Raw genomic sequence first — 13,313 nt, forward strand, 5'->3', positions numbered from 1 at the left:
CGCGCGGGCCGGCGACGCGGCTTGCGATGCGCGCGGCGGCGGTGGCGGGCGGCTGCCATCCGGCCGATTCGCGAAGCGCGGCGCGGGCCGTCGCGTGCCCGTCTGGCTTCGACACGATCGCGCGTCATCGCCCGTCGCGCGCGATAATCGCGCTTTCCCGATCCGGAGGTCTCGCCGATGAAGCTGTCCGAACAATGGGTGCTCGTCACCGGTGGCGCGCGCGGGCTCGGCGCCTCGATCACGCGCGCGCTGGCGCGCGAGGGCGCGGGCGTCGTCATCAACTATCTGCACAGCGAGGCGGCGGCGCGTGAACTGGCCGCCGAACTCGGCCCGCGCGCCGTCGCGCTGCAGGCCGACGTGACCGACGCGCAGGCGGTGGGCCGGCTGTTCGCCGAGGCAAGCGAGCGCGCCGGCGAGCCGGTACACGCGGTCGTCAACAATGCGCTCGCGAGTTTCCGTTTCGATGGCGATGCGCGTCCGACGCTCGGCGAGATCAGCTGGCAGCGCATGCAGCAGCAACTGGAAGGCGCGCTCAAGGGCGCGCTGAACACGATCCAGGCCGCGCTGCCCGGCATGCGCGAGCGCGGCTTCGGCCGGATCGTCAACGTGGGCACCAACCTGTTCCAGAATCCGGTGGTGCCCTATCACGACTACACGGCGTCGAAGGCCGCGCTGCTGTCGCTGACGCGCACCGCGGCGAACGATCTCGGCCCCGACGGCATCACCGTCAACATGGTGTCGGGCGGCCTGCTGCGCGCCACCGACGCGAGCCGCGCCACGCCCGAAGCCGTGTTCGAGATGATCGCCGGCTTCACGCCGCTGCGCCGCGTGACCTCGCCCGAGGAATTCGCCGACGCGGTGCTGTTCTTCCTGTCGCCGTGGTCGCGCGCGGTGACGGGGCAGAACCTGATCGTCGACGGCGGGCTCGTGAAGGGCTGACGGCCGCGGGCCGGCGCCCGGCGCGCGAACGGACGCCGGGCTGGTCGGCGAGGCTTGCCGCGAGCGATGAACCCGGCGGCCGGCGGGACCGGCCGCATTCGCGAAGAACCGGCCGGGTTTGCCGCCTCCGGCCGCCGCACCCTCGATCGGCGCTCACGACACGAGCAGGTCGAACTGCTCCCACCCGCCCACCTGCGCGGCGCCGGCGATCAACTGGCCCTGGCCCGCGTTCGCCGCCGTCACGTAAAGCCCGTTCGCATGCGCGCGCAGCGCCACCGCGGCGCCCGTGAACGGCTGCACGATCAGGTCGAAGGTCTCCCACGGGCCGACCGCCGTGCGGTTCGCGATCAGCGCCGCGGCGCCGGCATTCTCGGCCGTCACGTAAAGCCCGTTGGCGTGCGAGCGCAGCGCCACCGCGCCGCCTCCCGCGTCGATCAGGTCGAACTGTTCCCACGGCCCGCTCGCGGTGCGGTTCGCGATCAGCGGCTGGCTGCCTGCGTTTTCAGCCGTCACGTAGAGGCCGTTGGTGCGCGAGCGGAGGCTGACGACGGTGGCGAGGCCGGTCGTGCTGTCGAGCACCGGCGCGGTCGGCCGCACCTGCGTGAGCGCCAGCGTGCCCTTCAGCATGCGGCCGCCGTCGCGCGTGAGGCGCAGGTAGTAGTCCGGCGAGCAGGGCGTGCCGTCCTCGTCGAGGCTCAGGAAGCCCGAGCCGGCCGGCACGTCCTGCTGCGTCGCGGCCGTGTTGACGATCTGGTTGCCCTCGTTGTACTCGTCGAACATCGAGATGTAGAGGCCCGACACGCCGAGGTTCACGAGGTTGTAGAACTGCCGCCACATGTAGTTGCCGTGCGCGCGCTGGCGCACCGACAGGTCGCCCGGCATCACGCAGGGCTGGTAGTCGATGCCGTGCGCGGCGCAATCGGCCTGGTCGGCCGCGGCCACTTCCACCGCGAACGCGTTTGCGTCGGCGATCGAGCCGATCGCGCCGATCATCCACGGCGAGAGCATGTCGAACTGATGGAACACGTCGAGGAAGTTCGGCCGCACCGATTCGCCGGTGCGCCAGCGCGTGGGCACGCCGCCGATCACGTAGCAGCCCTGGCTCTTGAACCACTGGATCACGTCGGCGCAGGCGGCGGCGTCGAACGGATGGTTCGCGTCGTCGAAGCCGAAGCCCCAGATGCAGACCACCGGCTTGCCGTTCTGGCGCGCGTAGGCGGACGAGGCCGTGTAGGCCGACATCTTCGAGGTCCAGTCCTGCTTGATCTGCGTCTGCATGCTGGTCCAGCCCGTCACGTCGTACATGATGTAGAACTTGCGGCCGTAGGTCTCGGCGGCCTGGCGCACGTGGGCGGCGGCGGCGTCGCGCGTGGCGCCCTCGCCCGAGAACGGGTTGAAGCGCTGCAGCGCGGCCGTGTCGATCTCGTTGCGCTGCATCCAGCTGAATTGCAGGTTGACGGTGTCGAGGTCGTATTGCGAGAACAACGTGGCGGGCGCGCCGCTGTTGAGCGGGCTGAACGCGGTCGGATAGGTGTGCGTGTAGCCCTGCATGTCGGGCCAGGCCTTGATCGCGTTGTTGGCGGGCGAGGGCGCCGCGGCCCAGTTGCCGGCCCAGTGCCACCAGCCGTTGATCGGCGCGCCATCGCCGATCGCGGCGAACCAGCCCTGGTAGCCCACCGTCACCTTGCCGACGACGTCGCCGGCGCCACTCACCGCCGTGCGCCGCGTCGCGGCCAGCGCGCGCGTGAGGCCGCGCGCATCGAGCGCGCCGACGGCGAGTGCCGCCGCGCCGCTTTTCAGAATCGAACGACGTGAAATCGTCATGACCAAATCCCTCGTGATGTTGTGATTGGAGGCCGGGCGCGCGGCGTCGGCCGATGGCCGGGACGCGGGCCGGCACCCGGCGGCGCGGCGTGGCGGCATGCCGGCGCCGTGCCGATGCGATCATCGCGAGGCGTGCCGTTTGCCGCTCGTCGCAACCCGAATGCCGGACGGGGAATCCGAAGCGGCGCGGGCGGGTGCTGCGGGGCGAGGTTGGCGGCCGCGCTGGATCGCATGGCGCGACGAGCAATGGCGATGCCGGTCTGGACGGGCACGGGGAGGGTTCGCTCTGCTCCGTGCCTTGCACTGGCAAGGCCGGCGGCGGCATTGGATCAGGTGACACGGTGTGCGATGGCGATGGCGGTGCCGGTGCCGGTGCCGGTGCCGGTGCAGTCGGGACAAGGACACGGCGGCGCGGTTCGAACCACTTCGTGCCTCGCGCCGAGGTTCGTGCAAGGCCGCCGAGAGCGGCGCGTCGCGATACCGATGCGTGGGTCTGAAAGGCGCGCGCGCCTCAGCCCGCCGCCTGCGTGCCGTCGACCACGAGCGCGGGCACCGCCTCGCGCATCGCCGCCACGAAGCGCAGCAGCCGCGACGGATAGAACCGCGCGTGCGGATAGGTCAGATAGGCCGGCAGCGGCGCGGCCTGCCAGTCGGGCGCGACATGGACGAGGCGGCCCGCCGCGAGATCGTCGGCGAGCAGCCACGCGGAGCTGATGCCGATGCCCATCCCGTGCAGCATCGCGCTGCGCATCGCGAACAGGTTGTCGGTGCTCATGCGCGGCTGGATCGTGAAGCGCCGCGTCTCGCCCGTACCGCGATGCGTGAGCGCGACCTCGTTGCGGTAATAGGTGCGCAGCGAGAGCCAGGTCAGCGTGGCGAGTTCCTCGGGCGTCTCGGGGATGCGCCCGCGAGCAAGCATCGACGGCGCGGCCACCACGATCCGCGACACGTTGGCGAGCTTGACCGTGACCACCGACGGATCGGTCGGCCGGCCGATCTGGATCGCGCAGTCGATGCCGTTGCCGATGAAGTCGCGGACCTCGTCCTGCAGCAGCCATTCGACGGTCACGCGCGGATGCTCGCGCAGGAAGCGCATCAGCGGCTCGACGAAGATCTCCTGGCCGAACGCGTGCGGCACCGTCACCCGCAGCGGGCCTTCTGGCTCCTGCTGCGCGCCGCGCAGGTCGGCCTCGAACGAGGCCCAACTCGCGAGCAGATCCTTCGCGCGCTTGAAGGCGCGCTCGCCGTCGACGGTCAGCCGCATCGTATGCGTCGAGCGATGCAGCAGGCGCACGCCGAGCGAGCGCTCGAGCGCCTGCAGGCGCCGGCTGACGGTGGGCTGGGTGGTCCGCAGCAGCGTCGCCGCCGCGGACAGGCTGCCCGATTCCACTATACGAACGAAGGTTTCCATCAGTTGGAAACGATAGCCGGCATCACCGGGCGACGCGTCCGGTGCCCGGGAACGGCCGCTCAGGGCCGGCGTGACGGGGGTTTTGGCGCTCATGCGCGGAGCGTATAACAAATGTGCGGGCGGTGCTACTACCGGGATCGGGCGCCCCCAATCACACTCGCGTTCCAGATTCAAGACGACCCGGAACCGCACCCATGACCTCGACCCGTGATCTCGACTCCTCCGGCGGCAGCAGCTGCGAGGCGGTGCTGCCGCCGGCCGTCGCGACCTATGCGCCGCGCGCGGCCGAGCCCGCCGCACCGGCTTCGGCGCATGCGCATGCCGCGCACGGCCAGCCGTCCGTGCTGACGCCGCGTCTCGTGCTGCTGCTGGCCGCCGCCGCCGGGCTCGGCGTGGCGCCGCTCTATTACAGCCAGCCGATGCTCGGCGTGCTGGGGCCGGACATCGGCGCCTCCGCGCGCGCGGTCGGATTCGTGCCGACGCTCACGCAACTCGGCTATGCGCTCGGCATCCTGCTGCTCGCGCCGCTTGGCGATCGCTACGACCGGCGCCGCGTGATCCTCGTCAAGGCCGCCGTGCTGGTCGGTGCGCTGCTGCTCGCCGCGCTCGCGCCGTCGATCGGCTTCCTGCTCGCCGCGAGCTTCGCGGTCGGGCTCGCGGCGACGCTTGCCCAGGACGTGGTGCCGGCCGGCGCGACGCTGGCGCCCGACGCGCATCGCGGCAAGGTGGTCGGCACCGTGATGACGGGCCTGCTGCTGGGCATCCTGCTCTCGCGCGTGGTGGCCGGCGTGCTGGCCGGCAGCCTCGGCTGGCGCGCGACCTTCGTGTTCGCGGCGCTCAGCGTCGCCGTGATCGGCGTGGCCGCCGCGCGCGGGCTGCCGAGCTTCCGGCCCACCACGCAGCTGCCGTATCGCGAGCTGATCGTCTCGCTCGGCCATCTGTGGCGCCGCCATCCGGCGCTGCGCCGCGCCGCGTTCGCGCAGGGGATTCTCGCGATCGGCTTCAGCGCGTTCTGGACCACGCTTGCCGTGATGCTGCATGGCGCGCCGTTCCATCTCGGCAGCGCGGCCGCCGGTGCGTTCGGCCTGGCCGGCGCCTCGGGCGCGCTGGCCGCGCCGCTCGCCGGCCGGCTGGCCGACCGCCGCGGCGCGGAGTCCGTGACGCGGCTCGGCATCGGCGTGGCCACCGTGTCGTTCGCGGCGATGGGGCTCGCGCCGCGGATGCCGGTGTCGGGCCAGCTGGCGCTGATCGCCCTGTGTACGGTCGGCTTCGATCTCGGTTTCCAGTCCACGCTGATCGCGCACCAGACGATCGTCTACGGCATCGACCCGGCCTCGCGCAGCCGGCTCAACGCGGTGCTGTTCGTCGGCATGTTCATCGGCATGTCGGGCGGCGCGGCGCTCGGCACGCTGCTGTTCGCGCAGTGGGGCTGGACGGCGGTGGTCGTGATGGCCGTGGTGACCTCGCTCGTGGCCTTGGCGGTGAGGTGGTGGCGGCGCGCGTGAATGCCGGCGCGCCGTCGGGCGTAACGACAGGCATGATGACGGGCGGGCCGCAGGGCTCGCCCGTTTGCGCTGGATGCCGCGTTCGACGCCGCGCTTGCGGAAAGCAGGGGCAGCGGTCGCGCACGCGTTGACGCCCTCGCACGATCTGTCGACAATCCGCAGACCATCCGTCGATCGAGGTCGTCATGTCGTTTCGCCTGAATGTCGTGTCGCGCCGGCTGAACTGGCTGGTCGCAATTCTCGCGTTAACGGCGGGGCCCGGTTCCGCGTTCGCGGCGGATTCGACCGGGCCGGCGCCGGCCTCGGCGGCGTCCGTCGCCAAGGCCGGCGAGACCGCGCGCGCGTCCGGCGCGACGCCGCCGGCTCTTGCCCGGCCCGCACCCGCAACGGCGCCGCCTTCGCAGGCGGACGCCACGCATCGAGCCGCCGCGCCCGATGCCCACCGGCCCGACGACGCGCATCCGGCGCAGAACGATGCCGCGTTCGTGCCGGTCCCGCCCGAGACGGCGTCGGTCACGCGCCATTCGATCCGTCTCGACGGCCGCACTCTCGACTACACCGCGACGGCCGGCAACCTGCTGCTGCGCGACGACGCCGGGCAGGCCACGGCCAGCGTGTTTTATGTCGCCTACACGGCCCACGGCCGGCGGCCCGGCGAGCGCCCCGTGACGTTCCTGTTCAACGGCGGCCCGGGCGCGGGCAGCGTGTTCCTGATGATGGGCTCGTTCGGCCCGAAGCGCGCGCGCACCGCGAGCCCGGCCGTCAGCGGGCCGGCGCCCTACGATCTCGCCGACAATCCCGACAGCCTGCTCGGCCAGACCGATCTGGTGTTCATCGACGCCGTCGGCGCCGGCTTCTCGCGTACGGTCGGCCATGCGACGGGCAAGGCGTTCTGGAGCGTCGACGGCGATCTCGACGCGTTCGATCATTTCATCGAGCGCTACCTGACCGTCAACCAGCGCTGGAATTCGCCGAAGTATCTGCTCGGCGAGTCGTATGGCACCGCGCGGGCCGCGATGCTGGCCTACCGCCTGAACCAGAGCAACATCGCGCTGAACGGTGTGATCCTGATGTCGTCCGTGCTCGACTCGGCGGCGTTCTCGCCCGGCTCCGATTTCGAGAGCGAAAGCTATCTGCCGACCTTCGCGGCGATCGCCTGGTATCACGACCGGCTGCGGCCGAAGCCGCCGAGCCTGCCCGCCTTCCTCGACGAGGTGCGGGCGTTCGCGCGCGGCCCGTATGAGCAGGCGCTCGCGCAGGGCGACGCGCTGCCGGATGCCGAGCGCGATGCGATCGCCGCGCGGCTCGCCCAATACACGGGCATCGACGCGCAATACATCAAGGAAGCGAGATTGCGGCTCGGGCCGACGCGTTTTCGCAAGCAGTTGCTGCGCGGCGAGTCGCGCAGCCTCGGCCGCTACGACGCGCGCTTCGAGGGCATCGACTACGACGATGCCGGCGAGCATCCCGATTTCGATGCGTCGGCGGCGAGCATCTCGAGCGTGTTCGACGCGGCGCTGCATCAGCATCTGGCGAACGATCTCGATTACCGGCCGGCCGACCGCTATCGCGTGTTCAACGACGCGGCGCTGGTGCAATGGGACTGGAAGCATCGCGAATGGTGGGGCGAGCGGCTGGCCGTGCCCTACGCGGCCGGCGATCTGGCCGAGGCGATGCGGCAGAACCCGAAACTGCGCGTGATGTCGCTGAACGGTTATTTCGATCTGGCGACGCCGTTCTACGCGACCGAATATGCGCTCTCGCATCTCGGCGTCGAGCGTTCGCTGCAGGCCAACGTCGAAATCCACCATTACCCGACCGGCCACATGATTTATCTCGACGACGCGGCGCTGCACGCGATGAAGGTCGATCTCGCGCGTTTCTACCAGGGGGAACCGCGCACTAACTGAAGCGGTGATGAAGGCGACGGGGCGCCCGACATTGGATGAATGTTGACGGCGAACTGGATCGTTCGAGGAACGTAAGCGGACGTCGCACGGGTGTCGTGATCGTTGCGTCCGCAACCTGATTTCGTGCTTCTTCGTTTGGTATCAAAGGTTTGCCGCCAAGGGCGCCGCGCGAGCGGCGCCCTTGGCGCTTTTCTTTTGCATTTTCTTCACGAAAGGGCTTGCAGGAAGCGGGATCGGTGCTTAGAATCACGCCTCTTTCGCGCTAACGGAAACGCGGCGCGGAAAGGGAAGCCAGGCAGGACGAACGCAGCGCCGAATGTTGGCCGCGTGTTGGTGTTGCCGGAGGTAAATGATCAACGAAGCAGGTTGATCGCAGCGTGAAAAAAGTAGTTGACGCGCTGCGAAACGTTGATCATAATCTCGCTTCTCTGCTGCTGACAACGCAGCGCTGCTGGGAAGGCCAGAAAGTCCGGTCGGTTCAGCGGAAATGCTCTTTAAAAATTAACAGCCGATAAGTGTGGACGCTTGATCGACGCGGTCCTGATCTTTGGATCAGGTCAGCAAAAGTATCAAGAGTCTCACACAAAAGTAAGTCAGGTTTGTGAAGCAATTCATAACCTGTCAGCTTTGAGTGAGCGACCGGTTCTTAACGGAACCGAAAACAGTAACAGGAATTGAACTGAAGAGTTTGATCCTGGCTCAGATTGAACGCTGGCGGCATGCCTTACACATGCAAGTCGAACGGCAGCACGGGTGCTTGCACCTGGTGGCGAGTGGCGAACGGGTGAGTAATACATCGGAACATGTCCTGTAGTGGGGGATAGCCCGGCGAAAGCCGGATTAATACCGCATACGATCTACGGATGAAAGCGGGGGATCTTTGGACCTCGCGCTATAGGGTTGGCCGATGGCTGATTAGCTAGTTGGTGGGGTAAAGGCCTACCAAGGCGACGATCAGTAGCTGGTCTGAGAGGACGACCAGCCACACTGGGACTGAGACACGGCCCAGACTCCTACGGGAGGCAGCAGTGGGGAATTTTGGACAATGGGCGAAAGCCTGATCCAGCAATGCCGCGTGTGTGAAGAAGGCCTTCGGGTTGTAAAGCACTTTTGTCCGGAAAGAAATCCTGAGGGCTAATATCCTTCGGGGATGACGGTACCGGAAGAATAAGCACCGGCTAACTACGTGCCAGCAGCCGCGGTAATACGTAGGGTGCGAGCGTTAATCGGAATTACTGGGCGTAAAGCGTGCGCAGGCGGTTTGTTAAGACCGATGTGAAATCCCCGGGCTCAACCTGGGAACTGCATTGGTGACTGGCAAGCTAGAGTATGGCAGAGGGGGGTAGAATTCCACGTGTAGCAGTGAAATGCGTAGAGATGTGGAGGAATACCGATGGCGAAGGCAGCCCCCTGGGCCAATACTGACGCTCATGCACGAAAGCGTGGGGAGCAAACAGGATTAGATACCCTGGTAGTCCACGCCCTAAACGATGTCAACTAGTTGTTGGGGATTCATTTCCTTAGTAACGTAGCTAACGCGTGAAGTTGACCGCCTGGGGAGTACGGTCGCAAGATTAAAACTCAAAGGAATTGACGGGGACCCGCACAAGCGGTGGATGATGTGGATTAATTCGATGCAACGCGAAAAACCTTACCTACCCTTGACATGGTCGGAATCCCGAAGAGATTTGGGAGTGCTCGAAAGAGAACCGATACACAGGTGCTGCATGGCTGTCGTCAGCTCGTGTCGTGAGATGTTGGGTTAAGTCCCGCAACGAGCGCAACCCTTGTCCTTAGTTGCTACGCAAGAGCACTCTAAGGAGACTGCCGGTGACAAACCGGAGGAAGGTGGGGATGACGTCAAGTCCTCATGGCCCTTATGGGTAGGGCTTCACACGTCATACAATGGTCGGAACAGAGGGTCGCCAACCCGCGAGGGGGAGCTAATCCCAGAAAACCGATCGTAGTCCGGATTGCACTCTGCAACTCGAGTGCATGAAGCTGGAATCGCTAGTAATCGCGGATCAGCATGCCGCGGTGAATACGTTCCCGGGTCTTGTACACACCGCCCGTCACACCATGGGAGTGGGTTTTACCAGAAGTGGCTAGTCTAACCGCAAGGAGGACGGTCACCACGGTAGGATTCATGACTGGGGTGAAGTCGTAACAAGGTAGCCGTATCGGAAGGTGCGGCTGGATCACCTCCTTTCTCGAGCTAATACCGCATACATTGAGCGTTCACGCTTATCGGCTGTTGATCAAGACAGACTCAGGGGTCTGTAGCTCAGTCGGTTAGAGCACCGTCTTGATAAGGCGGGGGTCGTTGGTTCGAATCCAACCAGACCCACCAATTGTCTGACACGGAAACCTGAGACGTCTCTGTACATGGGGGCATAGCTCAGCTGGGAGAGCACCTGCTTTGCAAGCAGGGGGTCGTCGGTTCGATCCCGTCTGCCTCCACCAATCTTCAATAAAGAAGGCTTGGACCAAGGTTGCTTGGTGCCGAGGTTTCCTTATTGGCGATTGAGCCAGTCAGAGGATAAGTCAGAAGTAGCACTTATCGGCTGTCGTTCTTTAACAATCTAGAAGAAGTAGTAATTTGGATAGCGGAAGCGCTTATTTGAGATGGGCGTGGAAACTATCCGGGTTGTGATTGTATCGATGTATCTCAAGAAGATTCGAACTTAAATGTTCGGCTCAATTGGAATACGGCACAAATGCGAGAACTCAACCTGTAACGGCTGTCGAGAAGACAGACCCGTTATAGGGTCAAGCGAACAAGTGCATGTGGTGGATGCCTTGGCGATCACAGGCGATGAAGGACGCGGTAGCCTGCGAAAAGCTACGGGGAGCTGGCAAACGAGCTTTGATCCGTAGATGTCCGAATGGGGAAACCCACTCCTTTTGGAGTATCCATGACTGAATACATAGGTCATGTGAAGCGAACGCGGTGAACTGAAACATCTAAGTAACCGCAGGAAAAGAAATCAACCGAGATTCCCAAAGTAGTGGCGAGCGAAATGGGAAGAGCCTGTACTCTTTATTTGTATTGTTAGCCGAACGCTCTGGAAAGTGCGGCCATAGCAGGTGATAGCCCTGTAGGCGAAAACAGTATGAAAGAACTAGGTGTACGACAAGTAGGGCGGGACACGTGAAATCCTGTCTGAAGATGGGGGGACCATCCTCCAAGGCTAAATACTCGTGATCGACCGATAGTGAACCAGTACCGTGAGGGAAAGGTGAAAAGAACCCCGGGAGGGGAGTGAAATAGATCCTGAAACCGCATGCATACAAACAGTCGGAGCCTCGTAAGGGGTGACGGCGTACCTTTTGTATAATGGGTCAGCGACTTACGTTCAGTAGCAAGCTTAACCGAATAGGGCAGGCGTAGCGAAAGCGAGTCCGAATAGGGCGTTCAGTTGCTGGGCGTAGACCCGAAACCAAGTGATCTATCCATGGCCAGGATGAAGGTGCGGTAACACGTACTGGAGGTCCGAACCCACTAACGTTGAAAAGTTAGGGGATGAGCTGTGGATAGGGGTGAAAGGCTAAACAAACTTGGAAATAGCTGGTTCTCTCCGAAAACTATTTAGGTAGTGCCTCGTGTCTCACCTTCGGGGGTAGAGCACTGTCATGGTTGGGGGGTCTATTGCAGATTACCCCGCCATAGCAAACTCCGAATACCGAAGAGTGCAATCACGGGAGACAGACATCGGGTGCTAACGTCCGGTGTCAAGAGGGAAACAACCCAGACCGCCAGCTAAGGTCCCCAAATATAGCTAAGTGGGAAACGAAGTGGGAAGGCTAAAACAGTCAGGAGGTTGGCTTAGAAGCAGCCACCCTTTAAAGAAAGCGTAATAGCTCACTGATCGAGTCGTCCTGCGCGGAAGATGTAACGGGGCTAAGCTATATACCGAAGCTGCGGATGCACATTTATGTGCATGGTAGGAGAGCGTTCCGTAAGCCTGCGAAGGTGCATTGTAAAGTGTGCTGGAGGTATCGGAAGTGCGAATGCTGACATGAGTAGCGATAAAGGGGGTGAAAGGCCCCCTCGCCGTAAGCCCAAGGTTTCCTACGCAACGTTCATCGGCGTAGGGTGAGTCGGCCCCTAAGGCGAGGCAGAAATGCGTAGCTGATGGGAAGCAGGTCAATATTCCTGCACCATTGTTAAATGCGATGGGGGGACGGATCGCGGAAGGTTGTCCGGGTGTTGGAAGTCCCGGTCGCTGCATTGGAGAAGGCGCTTAGGCAAATCCGGGCGCGGAATTCAAGGATGTGGCGCGAGCTTCTTCGGAAGCGAAGCAATCGGAAGTGGTTCCAAGAAAAGCCTCTAAGCTTCAGTTTAACAGTGACCGTACCGCAAACCGACACAGGTGGGCGAGATGAGTATTCTAAGGCGCTTGAGAGAACTCGGGAGAAGGAACTCGGCAAATTGGTACCGTAACTTCGGGATAAGGTACGCCCCTGTAGCTTGACTGGCCTGCGCCAGAAGGGTGAAGGGGTTGCAATAAACTGGTGGCTGCGACTGTTTAATAAAAACACAGCACTCTGCAAACACGAAAGTGGACGTATAGGGTGTGACGCCTGCCCGGTGCCGGAAGATTAAATGATGGGGTGCAAGCTCTTGATTGAAGTCCCGGTAAACGGCGGCCGTAACTATAACGGTCCTAAGGTAGCGAAATTCCTTGTCGGGTAAGTTCCGACCTGCACGAATGGCGTAACGATGGCCACACTGTCTCCTCCCGAGACTCAGCGAAGTTGAAGTGTTTGTGATGATGCAATCTCCCCGCGGCTAGACGGAAAGACCCCATGAACCTTTACTGTAGCTTTGCATTGGACTTTGAACCGATCTGTGTAGGATAGGTGGGAGGCTATGAAACCGGAACGCTAGTTTCGGTGGAGCCGTCCTTGAAATACCACCCTGGTTTGTTTGAGGTTCTAACCTTGGCCCGTGATCCGGGTCGGGGACAGTGCATGGTAGGCAGTTTGACTGGGGCGGTCTCCTCCCAAAGTGTAACGGAGGAGTACGAAGGTACGCTAGGTACGGTCGGAAATCGTGCTGATAGTGCAATGGCATAAGCGTGCTTAACTGCGAGACCGACAAGTCGAGCAGGTGCGAAAGCAGGTCATAGTGATCCGGTGGTTCTGTATGGAAGGGCCATCGCTCAACGGATAAAAGGTACTCTGGGGATAACAGGCTGATACCGCCCAAGAGTTCATATCGACGGCGGTGTTTGGCACCTCGATGTCGGCTCATCTCATCCTGGGGCTGTAGCCGGTCCCAAGGGTATGGCTGTTCGCCATTTAAAGAGGTACGTGAGCTGGGTTTAAAACGTCGTGAGACAGTTTGGTCCCTATCTGCCGTGGGCGTTGGATATTTGAAGGGGGCTGCTCCTAGTACGAGAGGACCGGAGTGGACGAACCTCTGGTGTACCGGTTGTCACGCCAGTGGCATCGCCGGGTAGCTATGTTCGGAAGAGATAACCGCTGAAAGCATCTAAGCGGGAAACTCGCCTTAAGATGAGATATCCCCGGGGACTTGATCCCCTTGAAGGGTCGTTCGAGACCAGGACGTTGATAGGTCAGGTGTGTAAGCGCAGTAATGCGTTCAGCTAACTGATACTAATTGCCCGTAAGGCTTGATCCTATAACCGGTCTGTTTTGCACCAGTCATGCTGGTGTGCAGCGGTTGGATTCTTGACATGCCGTGCCGTACAAGCACAA

At 63.3% G+C, this 13,313-nt stretch carries 5 protein-coding genes, 2 tRNA genes and 2 rRNA genes; 7 read left to right on the forward strand and 2 right to left on the reverse strand.

Annotated features, from left to right (window positions below):
- Window positions 1-177 precede the first annotated feature (177 nt).
- Entirely contained in the window at window positions 178-939 is a 762-nt protein-coding gene (locus bpln_RS19760) for a 3-oxoacyl-ACP reductase (RefSeq protein ID WP_055139755.1), read from the forward strand.
- 153 nt (window positions 940-1,092) lie between these two features.
- Here the strand turns inward: bpln_RS19760 and bpln_RS19765 are convergent, their stop codons facing one another.
- Together bpln_RS19765 and bpln_RS19770 are read right to left on the reverse strand one after the other, a co-directional pair.
- On the reverse strand, window positions 1,093-2,763 hold the full coding sequence (locus bpln_RS19765) for a hypothetical protein (protein WP_055139756.1): 1,671 nt from the start codon (window positions 2,761-2,763) through the stop codon (window positions 1,093-1,095).
- Between the two features lie 511 nt (window positions 2,764-3,274).
- Window positions 3,275-4,267 carry a LysR family transcriptional regulator gene (locus bpln_RS19770; protein WP_042627092.1) on the reverse strand — a complete coding sequence of 331 codons (993 nt, stop codon included), beginning with the start codon at window positions 4,265-4,267 and terminating at the stop codon, window positions 3,275-3,277.
- A 101-nt stretch (window positions 4,268-4,368) separates the two neighbouring features.
- Here bpln_RS19770 and bpln_RS19775 point away from each other — a divergent pair, with 101 nt between their 5' ends.
- From bpln_RS19775 to bpln_RS19800, 6 genes are all read left to right on the forward strand, one after another.
- Window positions 4,369-5,679, forward strand: coding sequence for an MFS transporter (locus bpln_RS19775; protein WP_244132074.1), 1,311 nt, complete (start codon window positions 4,369-4,371; stop codon window positions 5,677-5,679).
- Between the two features lie 185 nt (window positions 5,680-5,864).
- Window positions 5,865-7,589, forward strand: a complete 1,725-nt coding sequence (locus tag bpln_RS19780) for a S10 family peptidase (RefSeq protein ID WP_055139757.1) — start codon at window positions 5,865-5,867, stop codon at window positions 7,587-7,589.
- A gap of 676 nt (window positions 7,590-8,265) precedes the next feature.
- Window positions 8,266-9,798: ribosomal RNA gene (locus bpln_RS19785) — 16S ribosomal RNA — on the forward strand.
- A 64-nt stretch (window positions 9,799-9,862) separates the two neighbouring features.
- Window positions 9,863-9,939 (forward strand) — tRNA-Ile (locus bpln_RS19790).
- Between the two features lie 37 nt (window positions 9,940-9,976).
- Window positions 9,977-10,052 (forward strand) — tRNA-Ala (locus bpln_RS19795).
- Between the two features lie 304 nt (window positions 10,053-10,356).
- Window positions 10,357-13,236 (forward strand): 23S ribosomal RNA (locus bpln_RS19800).
- Together the 16S and 23S rRNA genes with 2 tRNA genes alongside form the textbook arrangement of a ribosomal RNA operon.
- Window positions 13,237-13,313: the final 77 nt, after the last annotated feature.

The sequence above is a fragment of the Burkholderia plantarii genome (genome assembly GCF_001411805.1).
GTDB classification, from domain to species: Bacteria; Pseudomonadota; Gammaproteobacteria; order Burkholderiales; family Burkholderiaceae; genus Burkholderia; species Burkholderia plantarii.